25 protein-coding genes and 1 pseudogene are annotated in these 23,459 nt (G+C 30.8%); 17 read left to right on the plus strand and 9 right to left on the minus strand.

Annotated elements, in window-relative coordinates:
• The 3 genes and pseudogenes from V6U76_RS00825 to recA all read right to left on the minus strand — a co-directional run.
• Positions 1–644, minus strand: a pseudogene (locus V6U76_RS00825) (hypothetical protein); the annotation flags it as partial.
• Entirely contained in the window at positions 637–1,068 is a 432-nt protein-coding gene (gene rnhA / locus V6U76_RS00830; RefSeq protein ID WP_333023118.1) for a ribonuclease HI, read from the minus strand. The pseudogene V6U76_RS00825 and the gene rnhA, both read right to left, overlap by 8 nt.
• Positions 1,069–1,111: 43 nt before the next feature.
• Positions 1,112–2,170, minus strand: coding sequence for a recombinase RecA (gene recA / locus V6U76_RS00835; RefSeq protein ID WP_333023119.1), 1,059 nt, complete (start codon positions 2,168–2,170; stop codon positions 1,112–1,114).
• Positions 2,171–2,488: 318 nt separating this feature from the next.
• On the opposite strand from recA, the gene V6U76_RS00840 reads away from it, so the two are divergent.
• The 5 genes from V6U76_RS00840 to V6U76_RS00860 are packed head-to-tail and all read left to right on the plus strand — an operon-like array spanning position 2,489 to position 5,325.
• The gene (locus tag V6U76_RS00840) at positions 2,489–2,791 is read left to right on the plus strand and encodes an integration host factor subunit alpha (protein ID WP_333023120.1); all 303 of its coding nucleotides are present in this window, start codon (positions 2,489–2,491) and stop codon (positions 2,789–2,791) included.
• Complete coding sequence (locus tag V6U76_RS00845; protein WP_333023121.1) at positions 2,792–3,127, plus strand: MerR family transcriptional regulator; 336 nt, start codon at positions 2,792–2,794, stop codon at positions 3,125–3,127.
• Positions 3,128–3,164: 37 nt separating this feature from the next.
• A complete protein-coding gene (gene dapB, locus V6U76_RS00850; protein WP_333023122.1) occupies positions 3,165–3,947 on the plus strand; it encodes a 4-hydroxy-tetrahydrodipicolinate reductase in 783 nt (260 codons plus the stop codon).
• Positions 3,944–4,708: a phosphate ABC transporter ATP-binding protein PstB gene (pstB, locus tag V6U76_RS00855; protein WP_333023148.1), complete on the plus strand. Its 765-nt coding sequence runs from the start codon at positions 3,944–3,946 to the stop codon at positions 4,706–4,708. Before dapB ends, pstB begins: the two co-directional genes overlap by 4 nt.
• A gap of 20 nt (positions 4,709–4,728) precedes the next feature.
• On the plus strand, positions 4,729–5,325 hold the full coding sequence (locus V6U76_RS00860) for a riboflavin synthase (RefSeq protein ID WP_333023123.1): 597 nt from the start codon (positions 4,729–4,731) through the stop codon (positions 5,323–5,325).
• Positions 5,326–5,693: 368 nt separating this feature from the next.
• Here the strand turns inward: V6U76_RS00860 and V6U76_RS00865 are convergent, their stop codons facing one another.
• Positions 5,694–6,419: a WD_0702 family putative metalloprotease gene (locus tag V6U76_RS00865; protein ID WP_333023124.1), complete on the minus strand. Its 726-nt coding sequence runs from the start codon at positions 6,417–6,419 to the stop codon at positions 5,694–5,696.
• A gap of 420 nt (positions 6,420–6,839) precedes the next feature.
• On the opposite strand from V6U76_RS00865, the gene ftsA reads away from it, so the two are divergent.
• From ftsA to V6U76_RS00885, 4 genes are all read left to right on the plus strand, one after another.
• On the plus strand, positions 6,840–8,063 hold the full coding sequence (gene ftsA, locus V6U76_RS00870) for a cell division protein FtsA (RefSeq protein ID WP_333023125.1): 1,224 nt from the start codon (positions 6,840–6,842) through the stop codon (positions 8,061–8,063).
• Positions 8,064–8,093: 30 nt separating this feature from the next.
• Positions 8,094–8,885 (plus strand): type I methionyl aminopeptidase, encoded by a 792-nt coding sequence (gene map / locus V6U76_RS00875; protein ID WP_333023127.1) that lies wholly within the window; start codon positions 8,094–8,096, stop codon positions 8,883–8,885.
• Between the two features lie 109 nt (positions 8,886–8,994).
• Entirely contained in the window at positions 8,995–9,324 is a 330-nt protein-coding gene (locus V6U76_RS00880) for a TrbC/VirB2 family protein (RefSeq protein WP_333023129.1), read from the plus strand.
• A gap of 232 nt (positions 9,325–9,556) precedes the next feature.
• Positions 9,557–10,672 carry a cysteine desulfurase family protein gene (locus V6U76_RS00885; protein WP_333023131.1) on the plus strand — a complete coding sequence of 372 codons (1,116 nt, stop codon included), beginning with the start codon at positions 9,557–9,559 and terminating at the stop codon, positions 10,670–10,672.
• Positions 10,673–10,705: 33 nt separating this feature from the next.
• Here the strand turns inward: V6U76_RS00885 and gatA are convergent, their stop codons facing one another.
• Entirely contained in the window at positions 10,706–12,157 is a 1,452-nt protein-coding gene (gatA, locus tag V6U76_RS00890) for an Asp-tRNA(Asn)/Glu-tRNA(Gln) amidotransferase subunit GatA (RefSeq protein WP_333023132.1), read from the minus strand.
• 137 nt (positions 12,158–12,294) lie between these two features.
• Between gatA and V6U76_RS00895 the strand changes: the two genes are divergently transcribed.
• From V6U76_RS00895 to V6U76_RS00905, 3 genes are all read left to right on the plus strand, one after another.
• Complete coding sequence (locus tag V6U76_RS00895) at positions 12,295–13,113, plus strand: hypothetical protein (RefSeq protein ID WP_333023133.1); 819 nt, start codon at positions 12,295–12,297, stop codon at positions 13,111–13,113.
• 423 nt (positions 13,114–13,536) lie between these two features.
• Complete coding sequence (locus V6U76_RS00900) at positions 13,537–14,538, plus strand: NAD(P)/FAD-dependent oxidoreductase (RefSeq protein WP_333023134.1); 1,002 nt, start codon at positions 13,537–13,539, stop codon at positions 14,536–14,538.
• A gap of 150 nt (positions 14,539–14,688) precedes the next feature.
• Positions 14,689–14,850: a hypothetical protein gene (locus V6U76_RS00905; protein WP_333023135.1), complete on the plus strand. Its 162-nt coding sequence runs from the start codon at positions 14,689–14,691 to the stop codon at positions 14,848–14,850.
• Between the two features lie 557 nt (positions 14,851–15,407).
• Here V6U76_RS00905 and V6U76_RS00910 read toward each other — a convergent pair.
• Together V6U76_RS00910 and V6U76_RS00915 are read right to left on the minus strand one after the other, a co-directional pair.
• Positions 15,408–15,710, minus strand: coding sequence for a hypothetical protein (locus V6U76_RS00910; protein WP_333023137.1), 303 nt, complete (start codon positions 15,708–15,710; stop codon positions 15,408–15,410).
• A 4-nt stretch (positions 15,711–15,714) separates the two neighbouring features.
• The gene (locus V6U76_RS00915; protein ID WP_333023138.1) at positions 15,715–15,915 is read right to left on the minus strand and encodes a hypothetical protein; all 201 of its coding nucleotides are present in this window, start codon (positions 15,913–15,915) and stop codon (positions 15,715–15,717) included.
• A gap of 349 nt (positions 15,916–16,264) precedes the next feature.
• Here V6U76_RS00915 and V6U76_RS00920 point away from each other — a divergent pair, with 349 nt between their 5' ends.
• The 4 genes from V6U76_RS00920 (at position 16,265) to V6U76_RS00935 (ending at position 19,051) form a co-directional block, all read left to right on the plus strand.
• Positions 16,265–17,281, plus strand: coding sequence for a substrate-binding domain-containing protein (locus V6U76_RS00920; protein WP_333023139.1), 1,017 nt, complete (start codon positions 16,265–16,267; stop codon positions 17,279–17,281).
• 301 nt (positions 17,282–17,582) lie between these two features.
• The gene (locus V6U76_RS00925; protein ID WP_333023140.1) at positions 17,583–17,873 is read left to right on the plus strand and encodes an NADH dehydrogenase ubiquinone Fe-S protein 4; all 291 of its coding nucleotides are present in this window, start codon (positions 17,583–17,585) and stop codon (positions 17,871–17,873) included.
• 16 nt (positions 17,874–17,889) lie between these two features.
• The gene (locus tag V6U76_RS00930; RefSeq protein WP_333023141.1) at positions 17,890–18,234 is read left to right on the plus strand and encodes a hypothetical protein; all 345 of its coding nucleotides are present in this window, start codon (positions 17,890–17,892) and stop codon (positions 18,232–18,234) included.
• Positions 18,227–19,051, plus strand: coding sequence for a 3'-5' exonuclease (locus V6U76_RS00935; protein WP_333023142.1), 825 nt, complete (start codon positions 18,227–18,229; stop codon positions 19,049–19,051). The genes V6U76_RS00930 and V6U76_RS00935 overlap by 8 nt, the downstream gene beginning before the upstream one ends.
• Positions 19,052–19,601: 550 nt before the next feature.
• On the opposite strand, the gene V6U76_RS00940 is transcribed toward V6U76_RS00935, so the two are convergent.
• Together V6U76_RS00940 and typA are read right to left on the minus strand one after the other, a co-directional pair.
• Positions 19,602–20,129 (minus strand): GNAT family N-acetyltransferase, encoded by a 528-nt coding sequence (locus tag V6U76_RS00940; RefSeq protein ID WP_333023144.1) that lies wholly within the window; start codon positions 20,127–20,129, stop codon positions 19,602–19,604.
• Positions 20,130–20,316: 187 nt separating this feature from the next.
• Positions 20,317–22,152 (minus strand): translational GTPase TypA, encoded by a 1,836-nt coding sequence (gene typA / locus V6U76_RS00945; RefSeq protein ID WP_333023146.1) that lies wholly within the window; start codon positions 22,150–22,152, stop codon positions 20,317–20,319.
• Between the two features lie 239 nt (positions 22,153–22,391).
• Here typA and V6U76_RS00950 point away from each other — a divergent pair, with 239 nt between their 5' ends.
• The gene (locus tag V6U76_RS00950; RefSeq protein ID WP_333023147.1) at positions 22,392–23,336 is read left to right on the plus strand and encodes a hypothetical protein; all 945 of its coding nucleotides are present in this window, start codon (positions 22,392–22,394) and stop codon (positions 23,334–23,336) included.
• The last annotated feature ends 123 nt before the right edge of the window (positions 23,337–23,459 follow it).

Below are 23,459 nucleotides of genomic sequence, written 5' to 3' on the forward strand. Positions count from 1 at the left end.
TTTATGTTATTAACAGTTGTATATAGGTTTAATAAACCTTTATCATCTTTTTTTAGAATAACAGATAACTTTTCCTCTCTATCTTGCAACTGCATTTCCATGTTTAAGGTTTTGTAATCACTTTTTCTTACATATAAAGAATGAATGTAATTTGCATCTTGTGTAATCGATTTTATAGAGATGTTGTGCAGTTTGATAATAGCTCCGTCAGTTATGCTAGAAAACAATTTCCTTATAAATTTTGGTGTGCTCTGAAAGTCTGTTAATTTAAAATTAGAATCCATCAAATTAGAATTTGTAATGTCTACATGTATATCATTTACAACTATTTGAGAAAATTTAGTTTTTATTTTTAGCATGTGACGTAATCTAAAATATATTAGGAATTCTGGTACTTTCAATGTAAAATTACTATTTTCTATAGATAAATCTTTTAATACTAAACATAAATCTTCTTTATTTTTTTGCCAGACAATAGAAATATCATTAATCTGGATCTGTGAATCTTGGAATGCTTTTGATATTTGATTCTTTATATAAAAGTTAACATAATTGATATTTATAAACCTTTTTTCTTTGAAAAATAGGAAAACATAACACAATAAAGCTATTAATACTAATATTATAATGCTCTTTTTAAGCATTGTTTATTTCTGCTCTAGCTAAAAAATCTGCTTCTTCATTATGTTTGTTCCCAGCATGAGCTTTAACCCACTTCCAGTTTATACTATGTTGCATGGAAACATTTTCTAACTCCTTCCATAAATCAATGTTTTTTACTGGTTTTTTATTACTTGTTTTCCAGTTGTTCACTCTCCATTTATTAATCCACTCTGTGATTCCTTTCTTTACATAAATACTATCAGTATAAAGATTAACATTACAAGGAATTTTTAGTGCTTTAAGTCCATTTATTACTGCAATAAGCTCCATTTGATTATTTGTAGTACTTTCTTTTCTACCAGAAATAGTTTTTTTTTGATTATGAAACAATAAAACAGCTGCCCATCCACCCTTACCTGGATTACCCGAACATGCTCCATCAGTATATATCACAACTTCCTTCATATAAAGCAACTAGAAAATTTAAAACTTTATAAGAAAATTATAATTAGAAAATCTCTTCTTCAGAAGGTTGATTGATTGCAATAGTACTATCATTGTTTTCTAGATGTTTTCTGATTTTTTGTTCTATCTCGTCAGCAATTGATTTATTTGTTTTTAAATAATTTTTTACATTTTCCCTTCCTTGGCCAAGACGTGTACCATTGTATGAGTAATACGCACCAGATCTTTCAAGAAAATTAAGCTTAGTTCCCATATCTATTATTTCACCTACTTTTGATATACCCTCATTATATATGATATCAAATTCTGCTTGCCTGAATGGTGGAGCAACCTTATTTTTGACAACTTTTACTCTAGTTTGATTCCCTATTATATTTTCCTTATCTTTTATAGCACTAACTTTTCTTATATCTAGCCTGATTGATGTATAAAACTTTAATGCATTACCACCTGTGGTAGTTTCCGGGTTACCATATACAACACCTATTTTCATGCGAATTTGATTAATAAAAATTAAGATACAATTTGCTTTTGAAACAGCCGAAGTGAGCTTACGTAAACCATGACTTAAAAGTCTTGCTTGAAGACCCATATGTTGGTCTCCCATATCACCCTCAATCTCAGCTCTCGGAGTTAGAGCTGCAACAGAATCAACAACGATGATATCAATTGCACCAGAACAAACTAAGTATTCAACAATATGTAATGCTTGCTCTCCATTATCTGGCTGTGAAACAACCAAGTCATCTATATTCACGCCGAGTTTAGTAGCATACAGGATATCAAGCGCATGTTCTGCATCGATAAATGCACATGATCCACCTTTTTTTTGTGCTTCAGCAATTACATGCAAAGCTAAAGTTGTCTTGCCGGAACTTTCAGGACCAAATATCTCTATTATTCGTCCTTTTGGTAACCCCCCAACTCCAAGTGCTGCATCAAGTGCAATTGACCCTGTAGAAATTGTATCTATTCTTTCTACAGGATTCTGCTTCAACCGCATTATTGCACCCTTGCCAAATACCTTTTCAATTTGACTAATAGCATTATTTAGTGCTTTTTGCCTTTCCGTATTATCTGAATTATGTCTAACATCTGTCATGGAATTTTAAGTCATGAAAATTTTAATACTTATATTATAATGTAATTTATGATATCTGCCAATGTTTTTTAATTAAGAATTCTGTATTATATTGAGAGAAAAGAAAAAATAAAGGATTTTAGCATCAAAACTTATCTCAATTCACAGTCATTTAATCATTATGAATAAAAATTTATAGTGATTAGACTTTTATATTTTTGTGTAACTCAAGGTTAATTGTTTGTGATTAAAAAAGTAAGTAAGATTATGTTTTATTCATTTGCCATTAAAGTCCAAATTCATTACTATTAATTACGTGTTAGTGAAGAGAAGAAAGTTTTGCAAAAAAATTTCAAGGTAGTTACTAAAGCTGATATTGCTGCAATGGTTAATCAAGAGATAGGATTATCCAAAAGAGATTCTGTATCGATAATAAATGAATTGTTGAACACAATAAAATTAGCTTTAGCAGAAGATGGGATAGTTAAGATACCATCTTTTGGAACGTTTAAAGTCCGCAAGAAAAGAGCAAGAATAGGTAGAGTGCCTAATACTTTACAAGAAGCCCTGATAGCAGAAAGGCATGTTGTTTCTTTTTATTTATCAAATGTTTTAAGAAAATTAATTAATGAAAATAAGTAAATGTACTTAGCTAGCAAGAAATTATTTTGCACTATCGGAGAAGTTGCACAAGAGTTATCTTTAGAACAACATGTCTTAAGGTTTTGGGAGGAGAAATTTTCTCAAATAAAACCAGTGAAACGTAGAGGTAGAAGATTATATGATTATGAGTGCGTAGAAATCATAAAAAAAATCAAACATATGTTATACGATAAAGGTTATACTATTAAAGGTGTGCAAAAAGAGTTGAATGCAAAAAACCATGATATTCTATCTGAAGAATTTTTAAAGGATATATTAAAGGAATTAGAAAATTTAAAAAGTTATTTAATAACAAAGATTAATAAATATAGCTAAGCATTGTTAATACCAAATTTAACATTAACAAAGGTATATGAAAATAAAGATTGGTGTTATTGGCTGTTTAGGTAAAATGGGTAAAGCAGTGATAACAGAGCTAATGATCAATAAAAAAGCAGAGTTGAAATGTGCTGTTGCTAGTTCTAATAGTGAGTATATTAATTTAGATGTTGGGCGTGCTGTAGGATATTCTGATTATGGAATTAAAATAACAAGCTCCATATACGATTTATTCGTTATCTCTGATGTTGTTATAGACTTTACAAATAGAGAATGTACTTTGGAATGCTTAAAAATTGCATCCAAACTTGGTAAACCTCTACTTAGTGGTACTACTGGAATAGAAGATATCAATTTAAATCACTATGCTGCTTGTACTCCTATACTGTGGTCAGCAAATATGAGTATAGGAATAAATGTATTATTCAAGTTAGTTGAGCAGGCTGCTGAATTTCTTGGTAGTGAATATGATGTAGAAATTTTTGAAATGCATCATAATACAAAAAAAGATTCCCCTTCTGGAACAGCGATTGAATTTGGAAAAATAATCTCTAATACTTTAAACAAAGTAGATTCTAAGACTAATAGATACTTAGGTGATAATTTTTCTAATACAAAACAAAATGTAGGTTTTGTAGTGTCTCGTGGTGGAGGAGTTATAGGTGATCATAGTGTAATGTTTTTAGGTAGAGATGAACGTATAGAATTACATCATAAAGCTATTAGTAGAGATGTATTTGCTAAAGGAGCAGTACGTGCAGCAATGTGGCTATACAAGAAGCCAGCAGGGCTTTATTCTATGCAAGATATAATATGAAAGAAATACATGCTTACGCTGAGAATCTCAATCTTTGGTATAGTGATAAGCAAATTTTATTTGATATAAACTTAAACATCTATAAAAGGCAGGTTACGACTTTGATAGGGTCTTCTGGATGTGGTAAATCAACCTTTCTTCGTTGTTTTAATCGTATGAATGATTATGTTGATGGTTGTAAAGTCTCTGGTAAATTAAATATTGATGAAATGGGTAATATATATTCACCTTCAATTGATGTTGTTTTACTTAGAGCAAAAGTAGGTATGGTATTTCAGAAACCAAATCCTTTTCCAAAATCTATATACGATAATATTGCTTATGGGCCTAAAATTCATGATTTAGTAAAAAGGAAAAACAAGGAAAAGTTAGATAACATTGTTCAAAGCAGTCTAAATAGAGTTGGTTTATTGGAAGAGTTGAAAGATAGATTGAATGATAATGCACTTAATCTTTCTGGGGGGCAGCAGCAAAGGTTATGTATTGCACGTGCAATTGCGATCAAACCAACTATGCTACTTATGGATGAACCTTGTTCTGCACTTGACCCAATAGCAACAAATGCTATAGAAAACTTGATACAAGAATTAAAATTAAAATTTACAATAATTATTGTTACTCATTCAATGAAGCAAGCAAAAAAGCTTTCTGATAATATAGTTTTTCTCCATAATGGAACAATCCTTGAATCAGGAACTACTCAAGAAATATTTGAAAATGCCAAATCTCCGTTAACTAAAAAATATATACTTGAACATTAAAATTGGGAAATAGTAAATATATGTTTAAAGGAATTATAACAAATGTAGGAAGTATATTTAATATTGTTAAAGATTGTATATCTATTAAAACACAAGGTTTGTTATCTATAAATAATGGAGATTCAATTGCATGTGGAGGCGTATGTTTAACAGCTACCAACGTAATTGATGATATTTTTAAAATTCAAGTTTCACAAGCGACATTAAAGGTTACAAACATTAATACATGGAAAATTGATAGTAAAGTTAATATAGAACAAGCACTTAAGTTAAATGATAGAATTGATGGTCATTTGCTTCAAGGCCATATTGATGGAGTTGTACTAATATCAGCAATAAAAAAAAACATTAACTCTTATGAAATAGAATTCTTATGTCCAAAAGAGTTAATAAAGTTTATTGCAAAAAAAGGGTCTGTAGCATTAGATGGAGTATCATTTACCGTAAACTCAGTCACTGAAGAAACATTCACTATTAATGTGATTCCTTATACATGGGAAAATACTACTTTTCAGTATAGAAAAGTTAATGACTTGATTAATCTAGAAGTAGATCTTATTGCTAGATATTTAGAACAATTAATAAAAAAATACGATTATAGTGACAAGCTCAAATAAAGTATGAAGATATCAATAATGATGTACGAGAATGTTTAATGTAAGGAGTATTCAATAAGCTGTGTTCGTATTTTAGCTCAATTTTCATTCCATTAGGAAAGAAGCTGAGAGATGCTAAATAAATATATTGGTATCGTGCGGTTTTGTTCTAGCATTAGCACAGTCTATATAAAGAATTTTTGAATTTCCTAATTTTCTTCTATCAATAGAATTTATAGTGTACTGCTAACTTGATCAGGATATTTAAAATAACAGGATAAATTTTCCAAGTTATTTTGCTAAGATTTTTATAACAATCTGATACTTCTTTCTACATTTTTCTCCAATTTTAATAGATGATTCCGGCAATTTCCCTCAAAAACTCTTTACTAGTTACTGCTATCAAAAATAGACCCAATCTTTTTTTTATAAGAGGTTTTATCACCCCATTTGCTTGGAATTTTATTTATATCTATTATTGGTACTGTGCTACTATAACTTTGAATTTCTTTATCTATTATTCTGTTTATTTTTACATCCAAATCATTTTCTTTCCATTTATTAGCATTAAAGAAGATTTTATTTAAATCTTGAGTACGTATTAAATAATCTCTATCTTTTGGATAAACTTCTTGTGCCCAAGCAAACAACTCAAAATAACGTGCAAATAATTCTGATATGCGTGATTTAGTATCACCATAGCTTTTAATCTCTGTAAAAATAACCTGATTAATAATGTTTTGTACAAGAATATTAGATTGTTTTAAATTTTGCTGAATATCTTGCTGAATATTAGGAAAAAATTTGTGTTCTAAGTTCAAATCCAATTCTTCTTCAATCATATGAGCAAGTTCATGTATTATTATGTATGGATTTATTTTACGTATCATTATGATGTAAGTATTTAGATTTGCCGATCTATTTGTTTGACACAACCCCCCTGCCGTCATTAATGGCTTTACTTCAAATGAAAGTCTATTTTGTTTTATTAATGAAAGTGTAAGATTTAGTATGTTTCTGAACTTCAAAAATTTATATAAATACTCTACATATTGTATTATGCTTTCAGCACCTTTTGTTTTGATGCCACATTTTAATAATTTCCGTAATAGCATAAATCAAACTTTGCACTTTATTTTAATCTTTTGTTTTATTATGTTAATAGTTCTAACCAGAATTGTAAACACATCCTTTGCAATTTTATATACAATTCAAAGTTATATTAATTACTATAATACATTAAAGTTGTAAAAATTTAGAAAACATCCCTTATAACTTATAGTTTTTTGTAATTAATAAGATATAAGTAAGGCTATGTAATAAAACTATACATACTAATACTGTTGTAAATCTTTATTTATAATTCATCCTATAAAAGTTTAATCGCATGCTATTAAGTTGAGGTTGTCAATTATGAATAAAATAAAACCATAGTCGCTTCATAACAAATGCTTCAAGACTGAATGGTTTTATAAAAGATGTTGCTACATTTCACGGTATTGATGTAAACTCTGTACAAATACAAATTCATTTATATGTATTCTGCTGTAGTAGTAAAACCAAAAGGAAATATTTTTGCTGTCCTTGATATAGCAACTACAAAAGTAGCATGTTTTGTTGTAAAAGTAGGTAGTAGCACTGATTATAAGGTAATAGGGATAGGATATAAAGCTGCAGAAGGTATAAGTGGAGGATTAATAACTAATATTAAGCGCGCTAGTTATTCCATTTCATCAACTATAGAACTTGCAGAGCAAGTATCAGAAGAAACAATCAGTCAAGTATATGTCAATGTGTCTGGGTGTAGCCTTAACTCTTTTAATGTTTTTAATGAGATCATTTCTGCTAATCATGAAATTTCTGATCGTGATATTAAGCGTGTTGTTTTTCAAACTTACGAGAAATATATCGAGGATAATGTCATAATTCATAATATACCTTTAAAATATCATTTAGATGATATGAATGATATCAAAAATGTAAGTGGTCTCCATGGAAGTAGGCTTGCTGCTGATGTGCATGTTGTAACAGCTTCACGTTCTGCATTATTAAATATTGAAAACTGCATTACAAGCTATAGTGGGGTTAGTATGGCAGGCTGTATTGCATCTTCTTATTCTTCAGCTTTATCTTGTTTGAGTGATGATGAAAAGGATTTAGGTACAGTAATCATTGATATAGGAGGAGGATATACTTCAATAGGAATTTTCAAAAAGGGTAAGTTTATCTATGCAAATAGTATACCGATAGGGGGCATTCATATAACTCGAGATATTGCTCATGGTTTATGTACAAATATGGAGAATGCGGAACGCATTAAAATTCTATATGGCAATACAATTTTGACCTCAGTAGATGAAGATAAGCCTATTGTAGTTCCAGGCGATGAATCTATTCAAGTTCCTAGATCTGAGTTCGTAAATATTGTAAGATCAAGAATAGAAGAACTATTTGAACTAGTAAAAGAAAAATTGGATAAAAAAAATGATTTAAGCAACAAGGTAGTTATTACTGGTGGTGGGAGTTTGCTTACAAGTATAAAGGAAGTTGCAAGCTATATATTAGGAAGGCAGGTCCGCATAGGATGTCCCGTACAGGTAAATGGTGTAGATGGTGAATATAATCGTAATCCAGTTTTTTCTTCTGCTATAGGTTCTATAGAGCTCATTATAGATACCTTTTATAGGAATAGTAATAATACTATAAAAAAAGGAAATAAGATAAGTAAATTATTCAATTGGGTACAATCAAAATTATGAAAATCAATAAAGAAGCCTATCAGTACTGTTATGGAAGACAATAATATCACTATACACTCAAAAGAAGATTTTGAATCTATGCGTAAAGCTTGCAGGCTTGCTGCTGAAGTTTTAGATTTTATTATACCTTATGTAAAAATAGGAGTTACAACTAACCAATTGAATGATCTATGTCATAATTTTATAATTAATGCAAATGCAATACCAGCACCACTTAATTATAAGGGTTATCCTAAATCAATCTGTACTTCAAAAAATGCAGTCGTGTGTCATGGGATTCCTGATGATATACCACTTAGAGATGGTGATATTCTTAACATAGATGTTACAGTAATTTTAAATGGCTGGTATGGAGATACAAGCAGAATGTTTTGGGTAGGTAGTCCATCAATAAAGGCAAAACGTTTATGCAATGTAACTTATAATGCACTTATGGAAGGGATAGCACAAGTGAAACCAGGAGCAAGGCTAAATGAAATTGGACTTGCCATAGAGAAATATGTGGGTGATTATGGATATTCAACTGTGCGTAATTATTGTGGGCACGGTATAGGAAGGGTTTTTCATGCTTTACCTAATGTATTGCATTATTATGAAATAAGTGAAGATCTTATTTTAAAGGAAGGAATGTTTTTTACGATAGAACCGATGGTTAATGCTGGCAAACATGATACTATACTTAGTAAATTAGATGGTTGGACTGTTACAACACGTGATCTTTCTCTTTCTGCTCAATTTGAACATACAGTTGGTGTTACAAAAGATGGTGTAGAGATATTTACGCTTTCACCAGCAGGCTTAAAATTTCCTCCGTACTCGTAGATTTTATTTTTGATAGCTTTATCAATAAAATTTAAATATACTATATTATAATAGGCTTCTTGAGGAAGTCTTAATATATCAGAGTCATAATAAGAATTTTAGGAGCGGTATGAAATACTATATTTTTTTTATTTTTGCGTTCTTTTTTGCGTTTGATTCCCATGCCACTGATACTCAAGTTATAATATGTAATGTAGTAGGGTATATTCACTCAATAGGTGGGCCGCTTATGACAGTTGTTATAATTGGTTCAAGTATACTTGCAATATTTGGTAGGATGGCTTGGCCTGCGCTTGTTGCACTTGTTATATTTTGTGGCGTGTTTTTTGGTGCTTCCACAGTTGTCGATAAAATGGCTGGTGACGGTAAAGGCTGTAAAAAATGTGAAGGTAATCAGAAGCTTGTTATTACATCAGATGGAAAGTTAGATTGTCAATAAATATGACAGTATTTTTATTTAATGAACAATAGGTGTTCTTAGGTAATTGAAGGTAGGCTAAGAACGTATTATGTTTATTAAAATGGTATTAAACTAGATTTTTATCCTACTTTCTCTTTATAAGAGTATCCAACTCCGAGAAGAAAACTATCTTTTGGTTTTAGAAACACTATAATTAGATTTAACTTTATATTATATAAGATTAGAATCTCTTGAATTTTTAAGTTTTTTGATGAAAAATTACATATATGCTGATTATAATGCAACTGCGCCGATTAGTAAAAATATAAGAAAGGATATATCAGATATTTTATTAAAACAAGTATTAAATCCATCTTCACTACATAAAAAAGGACAAGAAGCAAGGAAAATTCTTCAAAATGCTAAAGATGATGTACGTAACTTCATTTCTGTATCAGATAATAAAGAAGTAATTTTCACATCTTCTGCAACTGAAGCGAACAATCTAGTAATGAGAGGAATAAAAGGGTATCAACACGTAATTTCAGCTATAGAACATCATTCGATTCTAAATTCAGCACATAATCCAAGAATAATACCAGTTTGTGAGGATGGAATAATAAATCTTGAACTACTAGAAGAAACTTTAACAGAACTCAAAGGAAAGAAAGTATTAGTTTCAGTTATGATGGCAAATAATGAAACTGGAGTTATACAACCAATAAAAGAAATTTCTGAACTAGCACACAAATTCAATGCAATATTTCATACTGATGCAGCTCAAAGTGTTGGAAAGATTGAAGTCAATATGGAAGATTTAAAGGTAGATTTATTGACTTTATCTGCTCATAAATTTGGCGGTATAGCTGGTAATGGGGTTTTAATCTTTAATAAAAAACTGAAAATAGAACCAATGATTTTTGGTGGTGGACAAGAAAAAGGGCTGCGTGCAGGTACAGAAAATGTTGTTGCGATAGCAGGGCTTTCTTCATCATTAAAAAATATTCCATGTCTTTTATCAAGAATGGATAATGTAAGAAGTTTAAGAAATCAATTAGAATACAAGTTGTTACAAATTACATGTGCAGTAAAAATTTTTGGTAGTAATTCCGAGAGATTACCAAACACCAGTTGTATTTGTATGCCAGGAGTAAAAAGTGATTTACAGCTCATACATTTTGATATAAATAATATCGCTATTAGTAGTGGATCTGCATGTTCTTCTGGAAAAATTGAGCCTTCCCATGTGTTGCTTGCAATGGGAGCTACAAAAGAAGAAGCAGAATGCTCAATTCGCATTAGTCTAGAACCGAAAGCTAAATTACAGGATATCAAAAAAATAATAAACTGCTGGCATGAAATTTATAAGAAAAATACAACTTATTAATCTTTAAACACATGCTTTAGGAATTATACCTAATTAAGAATTAATGTAGGTTTTAGATTGTTCAATAATACTTGCAACATTTAAAATTCCTGCTTCATCGTAATAATTCCCAATAATTTGCATAGCAAGAGGTAATCCATCATTTGAAAGCGCAACAGGAACAGAAATTGCTGGAAGACCAGCAAGGCTTGCAGGAACAGTAAAAACATCATTTATTGACATAATAAGTGGATCTGGCTTTTCATTTAACCCAAACGCAGCACTTGGTGCAGAGGGAACAAGTATATAATCTATTTTTTTGAAAGCTTCTATAAAATCATTTCTAATTAAAGATCGTACACATTGTGCTTTTTCATAATATTCATTATAGTGACCTGAAGAAAGTGCATACGCACCTATTAATATTCTTCTTTTTACTTCTTTACCAAAACCAGCTGCTCTTGTTAATTCATACATCTCTTCAACTGTATCTGCTTGAACCCTAAGCCCATAACGCACTCCATCATATCGAGCAAGGTTAGATGAAGCTTCAGCAGAACAAATAAGGTAATAAACAGGTATTGAATATTTAGTATGCGGCAAACTAATTTCAACTACTTCAGCACCTTCACTTCTCATTAAATCAGCGCTTTTATTCCACCAAGAAACAATTTCTTCTGAGATTCCATCCATGTCATATTCTTTTGGTATGCCAATACGCTTACCTTTTATATTACCAGTTATAAAATTAGAAAACTTAGGCACTTCTTTTTTACTAGACATGGAATCTTTCTTATCATGACCGCAAATAACTTCAAGCATTAACGCTGCATCAAGAACAGAACGAGTAATAACTCCTGCTTGGTCTAGGGAACTTGCAAATGCAATCATACCAAATCTTGAACATCTTCCATATGTTGGTTTAATGCCTATTACCCCGCAATAAGCAGCAGGTTGACGCACTGAGCCACCAGTATCGCTCCCAAGAGCCCCAGCACAAAGAAATCCTGCAACTGCTGCTGCTGATCCTCCAGATGACCCTCCAGGCACAACTTTTTCACCATCACTCTTTCTTGTCCATACATTCTCAACAGGGCCAAAATAGCTATTTGTATTTGCAGAACCCATAGCAAACTCATCCATATTAAGCTTGCCAAGCATAGCAGCGCCATTTTGGAGTAACAATTTTGATACTGTAGATTCATAAGTAGGGATAAAGTTCTCTAACATTTTTGACGATGCTGTTGTTCTGATTCCTTTAGTACAAAACAGATCTTTAATACCAATTGGTATGCCACTCATAGGAGAATCCTGTTGTTTTGATAAAGATTCATCTGCAGCTTCAGCAGCCTGCATTGCTATTTCTGGAGTTTTAGTAATAAATGCATTAAGCTTTTCATTTTCAACAGCATCTACATGTGCTCTCACCAATTCTGTTGCAGAAAATTCTTTTCTTCTTAACCCAGACTGCATTTCTGAGAGGGTTAACTTAAGAAATTCATTCATTAATCTTATAATAAAATTTCATTATAACACCTATATTTAAAAAATCCACTTTAAAGAAATAATATATTGTTTGACAATAAATCATTTTCTTGCATAGACTTAAATTAATAAATTTTATATTTCAAATGGGTAACATTATGTCTAATAAGTTTAATATTGATTCTAATACTTCATTTCTAGAAGCTAATAAACAAGGGTGGGCAATAACGAATGAAGGCAATTTTTTAGTAAGAGCATGGAAAAAAACTGGAAATATTGCAGATGCAGATTCGCAATATGCATCTCATCATAAAGTAAAAACATCTTTGACTATTGTTGTTTCATTATTTGCTGTTTCTCTTGTAGCTGCTTATTTCTTAAGCCCAGCTTATAAAGGTTTTGTAAATGCAGGGGTAGGTAAAGCTGCAGGATTTGTAGTTGGTTTGCATGGGGCAACAGCTGGAGCCTTAGGCAATATAATTGGTGCTGGTGTTGTTTCACAAGTGTTAGCTGGAGTTTTTATGTTTATTGGAGCTGCTCTCACTGTAGCTGTAGTTTTTGGTGCTATTTATGGAGTGAAGAAAGGTGTTCAACATTTTAAGAAATGTGAACTATCAGCTTCTGATGCTGAGGAGTTTAATCAGCTAAAGAATAAATGCAATGAATTATCTACTGTGAAAAATGAGTTCACTAAAGCGCTAGAAGGTACTGATAGAAAAGAACTTACGGAACTTAAAAAAGCGAAAGTTGAAGCAAAAGTGAAACTCAAGGGAAGCTCATATAAAAGTGAAGATTTAGATGTTGCCTACAAAGAGAAAAAAAGTAACTACTTAGCAAAATTAAAAGATTATTCTGATAAAGGCCTGATTGATTTACATCTACAACTACAAAAGAAAGTGTTGAGAGATGAAATATCTACAATGTTGACTGGAATCAATTATGTACAGCAAGCTAATGGTACTAGCATAAAATTTTAATTAGATTTCCTTTTCTAAAAAGGGGGAGTAAATTCCTCCTTTTTTATTAGTATTTTGTAGAGTTATATTTTCTTCATTTACTTTTTCAACTTTTGAGCAAAATATATCTCTATAAGTAAATATAGTAAAAACACAGAGAGCAGGTCCTTTGGTAAGTTCTAGGCTGTATAATATAGTTTGTGGAAATGTGGCGCCTAGTGCCACAAGAAAAATTGCTAATGTAAGCAAGGAAATTGTTATTCCTATAATTAGTTTGTTATTTTTTACATACGAGTTTTTTTGCATTCTTATCAGTCATTTTATTTTCTATTTCTTATTATATATTCGATATATTAAAAATACAAATTAATTTTTTAATAAGTGGATAAATTGACTTAACAAGTAAAGTAAATTACTATTCTAATAGAAGTAATAAATAAGAAAATGAAAACTGATATAGTAATAATAGGTGCAGGGCCAATTGGCATTTTCACAGCTTTTCAAGCTGGAATGCTAAACATGAGTTGCCATATAGTAGACGTTTTAGATCAAGCTGGAGGCCAATGCATTGCTCTTTATCCAGAAAAGCCAATATATGATATACCTGGTTACCATATTATTACAGGACGAGAGTTAATTGAAAAATTAGTTGAACAAGCTGCACCTTTCAAGCCAATTTATCATTTTAATCAAAAAGTAAAAAATATTATAGTTAATGCTGATAATATAATTGTAGCTACTAATAAAGAAACAGAAATAGAATGCAAAGCTATTATTATCGCTGCAGGTAATGGAATATTCGAGCCCAAGAAGCCTCCTCTTAAAAACATATCTGAATATGAAAATAAATCCATATTCTATAGCATCAGTAAAATTTCACAATTTCAAGATAAAATAATTACCATTGCAGGTGGTGGTGATTCCGCTATAGATTGGGCTATAGAACTTACAAAAGTTGCAAAAAAGATCAACATTATACATAGAAGAAAGGATTTTCGTTGTGCACCAGAAACTAAAAACAAATTACAACTGCTTTCAGATTCTGGTTTGCTTGAGATAGTAGTGCCATATCAATTACACAAATTAGTTGGTAACGATGGTATCTTAGATGTACTCTTAGTGAAAAATATAGTATCTGGAGAAGAAAAGCAATTACAGACCGAATATTTATTACCTTTTTTTGGATTATCAACAAACCTTGGTCCAATAAATAATTGGGATATTGAAATAAAACATGGACGTATAGTGGTTAACTCTGGTACTTTAAGAACAAGTAGAGAAAGAATATATGCAATTGGTGATATAGCAACATATCCATGTAAGCTCAAGTTAATACTGAATGGCTTTGCTGAGAGCAGCATGGCTTGTTATGATATATATAAAATAATTTACCCTAATTTACCACTAAACTTTCAATATTCAACTACAAAAGGAGTAGACTTTTAGCACAACCATACTAAAGGTTGTAATCTACTAGAAAATAATATGAGAGGGGTAACGAAGTTTGAAAAAATAAGTAGGTTGGAAAACAAAAGATTTTGCCGATTCACTGATATAAAGCTCAAGTAACATCCAATAGAATGACCAAGATTTTAGTTGAGGCAGAAGCTAAAAAGAAGGCCAAATGAGGAAAATCAAACAAATTATGGGGGAAGACCGCTTGCTTTTGATGGAATATCTGATATAATTACGCAAAGCTATGGAATCAGTGAAAGTGCATACTATCGTAAATTCCTTTGGAAAACATACAGACTTTAAGCTACGAGGGCGAAAAGATCTCTTACATGGAATTTGATGCAACCGAGACTTCTGTGGAAAGATCCAAGCAGAAAAGATTGATTTTATTCAGAAAAAAGCATAGCATAAAAACACAGATTATTATGGAAAAAGAAAGTAAAAAAATTATTTCCACGCCTTTTTCAAACTTTAGAAAGCATGATTTTCGAGTGTTCAAAGAGTTAAAAATTCATATTTTCAAGGTTTTGGCAGATATAGAGGTTTGCAAAAAATTCATGAAATTGCAGCATAGGAAGATGAAAAATAACCAAAGAAAAAAGGAAAAGAGCTTGCTAGTCAGAGAGTAATCGTAAAAAATGTGATTGGCCTGTTAAAAAGGTTTTAAATTTATTTACAGATCGCTATCGAAATCGGCTAAAACGTTTTGCTTTGAGGTTCAATTTGATAGCTAGAATTTACAATCTGGATATGGGTTATGCAAGAGGTCTAATAGTTAATGTTATATTCAATAAACTTATGAGGAACACATGTTCTAAGTTCATCCAAAGGACCAAGGTCACCATTATTAGAAACACATATTAGTGGCAATACAAATGGACTTCTTTCACTAAATCCCTCAACTCGTGAGTATAAAATAACTCTAAAGCATTGATACAATATCGAATAAAAACTCTTGGATTATCTGAATTCTCTTTTATCCACTCATCAAATACTTCAACCATGAACTGACCATATTTTTCAGGTGAATAAACTGGAAGGGAATTATAATTAGCATCTGGCAATAAAAAATCAAAGTGTACAAGTTTTAATTCTTTAACAAAGTGATTGTAAACATCGGAACCATTAGCTTCAGACAGACAACAATCCAAATTCATAATCATTTTCTTAGCACAGTCTGATTTTACTGACTACTCTCTCATAAGTACCATTCCCTTTTTTATCCAGCCTATAAGTATCACTTAGGTTTTTTGTTCCATCTAAACTGATCCCTACTCCAATACCATATTCTTTAAAAATTTTTATCCACTCAGTGTCGATTAATATCCCATTAGTGTCACCATTCTGGTATTGTAAAACCCCTCGCATGGATTCCAAAATACGCGTAAAAGGGTTTTACTTGGCCACATTGCTGTCAGGACAAGAGAGTTGCTAAACTATGGAAAATGAAATATCTCTTGTACTATTAGCTCTGACAGATGAGGCAATATATATATCAATACAGAAAGGTGAGTCACTTAATCAAATTGATTAAAATTAAAACATCACCTATAGGTGATGTTTGTTGAGTTTCTTAAGATATCTTCTGACTATTACATAGTGTTGTGTTACGTACTACAGTATTTTCTACTCTTACTTTTTTATGCTATGAAAGTTAGTATAAGAGGCTTTTCAATAAGCTTTATTAATATTATAATGCATAATTTAAACTTAAGTAATGTATAATTTTATATCTGCACTTTTAATGATTTTTATTGCTTTTGCAGAAGTAGAGGCAAGAGATTATATTAGAGTAGTTGGCTCTTCAACAGTTTTTCCATTTGTTATATTTATTGCAGAAGAGTTCAGTAGAGTTTTATCTTTCAAAACTCCAGTTGTAGAATCTATAGGAAGTGGAGCAGGATTTAAAATTTTTTGCTCTGGCATAAAAGAAGATACACCTGATATTGCTATGTCTTCTCGTAAAATTAAAAAAGCTGAGCAGGAATTATGTAAAAGGAATGGAGTTAACAAGATAATTGAATTAATTATTGGCTATGATGGAATTGTGATTGCCAATTCTAACGAAAGTAGTAGGTTTGATTTTACAAAAAAAGACTTATTTTATACTTTATCTGCTTTTAGTTATTTTAAGAAGAATGAATTTACAAAAAACAATACAGAATTTTGGTCTGATGTTAATCCTCTTCTTCCTAATATAAAGATTGAATTATACGGTCCATATAAAAATACAGGCACATACGAAACCATATTAACTTTTATTATGCTCGATCCACATTTGTGTTTTAATCCAAAATTCTTTTATAAAGAAAATGAAAAAATTGAAGATAGAAGAGATATTTGCAGTAAAATTAGAGATGATGGTAAATACATAGAAGTTGGAGTCAATGAAAATATCATACTACAGAAACTAAGTAGTAATAAAAATGCCTTAGGCATATTTGGCTTTAGCTTTCTAATGAGAAATCGAGATAAGGTACAAGGGAGTACTATAGCAGGTATTGAACCAAATTATGAAAATATATCATCAGGTAAGTATATATTGTCCAGACCATTATATTTATATATAAAAGAAGAACATATTAATATTATTGAAGGTTTAAAGGAATTTATTGAAGAGATTAAGTATTCGATGAGTGATAAAAATGGATATTTGTCTAAAATTGGTTTAGTGCCATTATCTGCTGAAAAAAGAAAGGAAGTCCTTGCAGTAATTAATAAGCATATGATGTAATTCTAATGAGCTTTAATTTTTATTTTGCGTAGAATTCACTTTACTAGTGTCTCCTATCATAAAGATGGTGGAAGAACAAAAAAATTGAAACTCTATGTTTTCACCTAGATATATAGTTATATGGTACTTTAAATAATTATAGTAAAGATTTGATGTGGCTAATTAAAATTTCTAAATTATGGTTAATGATGAAAATATTTTTGGTTTAAGATCTAATTTTATTGCACTAATAGATATAAAATATGCTGTTTACAAAAATCAATAGACCATCTATAATAATATTATATAGTATAACTTAGTCATGGTAGCTAAAATTTATCAACCTGTAAAAGCTGCAACGCAGTCCTGTGTTTCCAATACTAAATTATGGTGGCTAAAGCTAGAACAAGTGAGTTCTTATTATTTTGAACCACTGATGGGGTGGGTTGGCTCAAAGGACCCAAAAAAACAAATTATATTAAAGTTTGGTTCTTTGGAAAAGGCAATATCACATGCAGAGAAACATAATATAATGTACACAGTTGATCGACCTAAAATGATTAAACGAGTACCTAAATCTTATACGGAGAATTTTTTAAAGAAAAATATATAGAACTTAAATATTTAATATGTTAAATGATCTGTTTGCTTTTTTCTGTGGTGATTTTTTAGGCTATAACATTGAGACTTCTTACTGTATAGATGGTTGTTGTCAAAATTATCATGGCTATTCAGATACTATTTTTTCATTTGGATTAATTTCGGAAGATGGACAAGTCGAACAAAATATAAAAATCCAAGTATCAGGTTTTTTTAATCCAAAAGTTATTATCAATATTAAAGGTAAGTTCAGTGATCGTTCTATAGAATTAAATAGTAATGATCTTAAAGTTGCACATGATGGTTCCCTTCACATTGCTAAAAAAAACGGCAATTCTGAGTTTTATACAATATTACACAAAGTATATGCTTAATTCTTTATTAGTATTTGATATTGAAACAATACCAGATATAGATTCATGTAAAAATCTGTTAGATATCAGTGATGATGATAGTATAGAAAAAAAAAGGGAAGCATTAATAAAGTATCATCTAGAAATAACAAATGGGCAAAATCCTTTTTTACGTCAACTTTTCCATAAGGTTATTACTATAAGTTTTTTGCTTTGTAGTATAAGTTATCATAATGGGTACGAAGTATTTACATTACAAGAAATCAGATCTGGTGGAACATTGGATTCTAGTGAAAAGGAGCTAGTAAAAGGTTTTTTTGACTATGTTGCAAAAAAGAAAACACGTCTTATTTCATTTAATGGACGCACATTTGATGTGCCAGTACTTAAATATCGCGCTATGGTACATGGTATTCAAGCAGAATATTTCTATAAATCTGGAGACAAATGGAACAATTACAACCAAAGATATAGTAGTGATTGGCATGCAGATTTACTTGAATGTCTTTCTGATTTTGGATCTTCTGCAAGAATAAAGATGAATGAAGTTTGTGCAGTATTAAATCTTCCAGGTAAAATTAATGTTGATGGATCACAAGTAATGAGTTTATATGATACTGGAAAAATACAGGAAATTAGGGATTATTGTGAGATGGATGTAATAAATACTTACCTTATATATTTGAGGTATATTCAACATCAGGGTAAAATGACTACTGAGAGCTATAATAAAAGTATAGAGGAATTACTTATATATCTTGAAAATAGTAAAGAAGAACATCTAAAGATATTTAAAGAAGAATGGGAAAAATCATGTAATAAAAGTTATTACATATAGTATAGTCAGAAAAGAATAATGTTCAATAAGCTTCATCAAACAGGAAGGAAAAATAATAAGTTTAATATAAAATGGAGCTCTGACATGTGAGTCAATCAAACAGACCTACCGAATTGATAGATTAATAAAGTAATGACGGACAAAATAGATCTATTGCATAAATTAATGTGTATTATGTTCTATAAATAAAATTTTATTATAAGAAAGGGATCAATAGCAAAGATGAAAACCGACTGAGAAGGTTTGTGGAAGTAATATGGAAGAAGTTGGTGTCTAGTTGCGTTTTTACCAAGGTTTTAGCAACTACAGAAGAATATTCAATAGAATTTAGTAGGATGTGGGAATTTTGGCAAATCATAGCAGCTTTTTTCATCAATGGTATCAATGCTCCATTTCTTTCAGTAAACGCTACCTTCTTTTACAGAAACAAAGTGTTTTCATCAAATTTTTTGTAATCCGCTATAGTTATTTGCTTGACTTATGTCTAAAACCTCTGTTTTAATGTTAATTAAGGTACATCTCATTTAATACTACAGTCCTTCTTCATTTTTCACCTCAACATAACAGTACTATTTAAAACTCTATCTATGGTATTAAATCCAACTTTTTCGTAAGCTTTAATTGCACTAGTGTTTAAGGTGTCAGGACAAACAACTATATTCTTAAAGTATTGTTCCACATATTCTAGTAAAAATTTACTTATAAGTTTTGTTCCAATTCCTTTTCCAATATAATTTACTTCACCAATAAAAATATCAAAACTAGCAAGAGATTTGGGCAATTTATCAAATTTATATTTCTGTTCACAAGAAAAGTCATAAGCATTAAAGTATTGAATATAACCTATTTCTTTTTCATCTACACATGCTATAAAAGCATGTATTGGTTTCTCTATAACTCTATCCTTTAACACAAATTTTTTAAATCCTTTAACATAATTACCATATTTTTCCTCAATTAGTTTCATAGTCCACTTGGCATCCTGATCCCACCATTCTTTTACATGAGGTAATTCTAACCATCTGAGCAATAGTGAAAAGTGCTTATCTTGAAGTGGTGTAAATGTAATTTCACTCATAAGTATAATGCAAAAATTGAAGTATGGCCTTATCCCAAAATTTTTGCAAACGAATGTCCGTAGTCTTATAGACCTCCTTTGAAATCTGTAACTCCAAAATTCGGCTATGAGCAATAAAATTCTTCTTAGCACCATGATACACTTGATAAAATTAAATCGTAAGTTTTGTGCTATCTCATCTATTGTTTTATACAGAAGACTTGCGCATTTGCCTTTCTAGGCGTTTACGCTCATTAGGGTCAAGAAATTTCTTTCGCAAGCGTATAGACTTTGGTGTCACCTCAACTAACTCATCATTTTGTATATATGCTATCATATCTTCCAATGTCATGATTCTTGGTGGAGTGAGTTTTATAGCTTCATCACTACCTGCAGCCCTTACATTTGTTAGCTGCTTGCCTTTTAACACATTAATTTCTAGATCATTATCACGACTGTGCTGACCAACAATCATGCCGCAATATACTTTATCCTGCGGTTTAATAAACATAATTCCTCTATCTTGTAGATTAAAAATTGCATATGCCACAGCTTCTCCCTTATCTGTAGAAATTAACACTCCATTTCTTCTACCAGAAATTTGGCCTTTATGTGGAGCATAACTATGGAATAGACGATTTATTATTCCCGTTCCTCGAGAATCCGTTAAAAATTCTCCCTGATAGCCAATCAATCCTCTTGATGGTACTAAAAATGTTAATCTTGTTCTACCATTACCAGAAGGTCTCATATCAGTTACTTCACCTTTCCTAAAGCTAAGTTTTTCCATAATAACCCCGCTGTATTCATCATCTACATCAATTACTACTTCTTCTATCGGTTCAAGTTTTTGTCCATCCTCTTCTTTAAGTAACACTCGAGGACGTGAAACAGAAAGCTCAAAACCTTCTCTCCTCATGTTTTCAATCAGCACTCCAAGCTGCAATTCACCTCGTCCACCAACTTCAAATGCTTCACCACTTGATGCTTGAGTTACAGTAATTGCAACATTTGTTTCTGCTTCTGCATACAAACGATCTTTTATAGCTGTTGAAGTAAGCTTCACACCTTCTTGTCCAGCAAAAGGTGAGTCATTCACACTAATAGTTATTGCCATTGTTGGTGGATCAACTGGAGTTGAATGAATGGAAGTTATTACTTCTGGTGCTGCTATAGTATCTGAAACCGAAGCCTTTTCGAGACCTGCAATTGCAATTATATCTCCAGCTACAGTTTCTTCAACTGAAATGCGTTTCAAACCAGAGAATGAAAGCAATTTGTTTAACCTACCTTGTTCTATTACTTTTCCATCTAGACTCAGTACTTTTAAATTTGAATTAATTTTTGCTATGCCTTGATAAACCTTTCCTGTCAATATTCTGCCAAGAAATTTGTCCGATTCAAGTAATGTAACAAGCATTGCAAATGGCGCATTTGTGTTATAATTAGAAGGTTTTATATAGTCTAAAATTGTTGAGAATAGAGGAGTTAAATCTTTCCTTTCATCAGAAAGCTCCTTAGTACACCAACCATTTCTACCTGATGCATATAATACAGGAAAATCTAATTGTTCATTTGTTGCATCTAAGTTAAAAAATAATTCATATATTTCATTTAATACTTCATCAATTCTGCTATCAGGGCGATCTACTTTATTAATTATCACGATTGGTTTTAAATTTGCTTTCAGTGCTTTCGATAGTACAAATTTAGTTTGTGGCATAGGGCCTTCTGATGCATCAACAAGTAATAACACTCCATCTGCCATACATAATACTCTCTCTACTTCTCCACCAAAATCAGCATGACCTGGAGTATCGATGATGTTAATCTTTATTTCATTCCACATAATGGATGTACATTTTGCAAGTATTGTTATACCACGTTCACGCTCTTGATCATTACTGTCCATTACTCGTTCTTGAATTTCTTGATTCTCACGGAAAGTTCCACTTTGTTTTAACATGTTATCAAGTAAAGTGGTTTTACCATGATCAACATGTGCTATTATTGCGATATTAATGATTGACTTGTATTGACTCATTTTCTATAAATTTTATTCTAATTTAATTAATTATATATAAAAATAAATCATAGTAAAGAAATCAAACTGCACCAACCTACTAGAGAGAAAAGTATTTATCTTTACATTTTAGAGCATGCTCAACAACCATCACTTACAAGGTAAATTTCAATCAATCTGAATTATTTAAATAATCTATTGACTAAAATTATTAAGCTATTTTAAATTAATTTAATTTTTTAATTATAGGGAGATAAATAATGCATATTAATTCAAACGTAGACCAAGAAACTTTGAATGATCTGAATAAGATTTTTAATGACTCAATGAACACTTACTCAAAGCTCTCTAATAATACAGCAAATGAGGAAAATTGTAACATTAATCACATCAATTATAGTATTACTGAAGATGAACACTTAATAAAAAGATTCTTTCGACTATTAAAATGTGCTGATAAGATTAAAGTTACAATCGATAATGAAAGTGAAATATCTATAGAACTTTTTAAAGATCGAGTACATGAATACTTTTATGCCTTTAGGAAAGGCTGTTCTCACGAAGACCTTACAATAGGCCAAGGAGATCTAAATAATGATCATCAAAATAAAAGCTATGGTATATCTAAATCAGAACATCCTGACACTTATAATAAATTAAAAAATATCACACAAAACTTACTAAAACGATCATATCAGTTAGAGAACTGTGAGTTCGAGTTATCGGATAAAAAAGAAATAAAAGACCTTTTTAAGGTTCCATCTGGTGCGAATTATCCAGAATATCATCCACATTGTAGTGATGAAATAGCAAAAACATATCTTGGCCGATCTCTTTATAAAGAAGTATCAGTAACAACACCAGGAGTCTTTGAACCTAATCAATCTCAAGTATCAGCAACAACACCACGGATCTCTGGACCTCATCCTCAGAATAATGGATCTCTTCTTGGCTCTAAGATTGGACTTGGAATAGTATTCACAGCTTTATTTGTATTATGTGTTTTTGCTGCGAAAAAGTTACGTGGACCATTTCAATCATGTATTAGTACTCTTTGTACAAGTACAAAGAGTGGTGAAAGAGGAAATGATATTGAGCTGCAAGCGCAAGAAAATCTGATCACACAAAATGATACTACACCTTCTGATAGTGCGGAATCTGTACGTATAGAGCCCATTCGAGCAAAGAGTTGTATTATATCGTAAAATTTACTTAGCCATCCTGCATAGGATGGTTTTTCATTAATTAAATTTACTTATTCTTCATACGCTTGCGTTATTACTCACTTTACTTCAATTAATTCAAATTATTTAGTTTATAATTTTTAC

It is taken from the genome of Wolbachia endosymbiont of Pentidionis agamae, from assembly GCF_036711655.1.
GTDB lineage: Bacteria > Pseudomonadota > Alphaproteobacteria > Rickettsiales > Anaplasmataceae > JAZHPY01.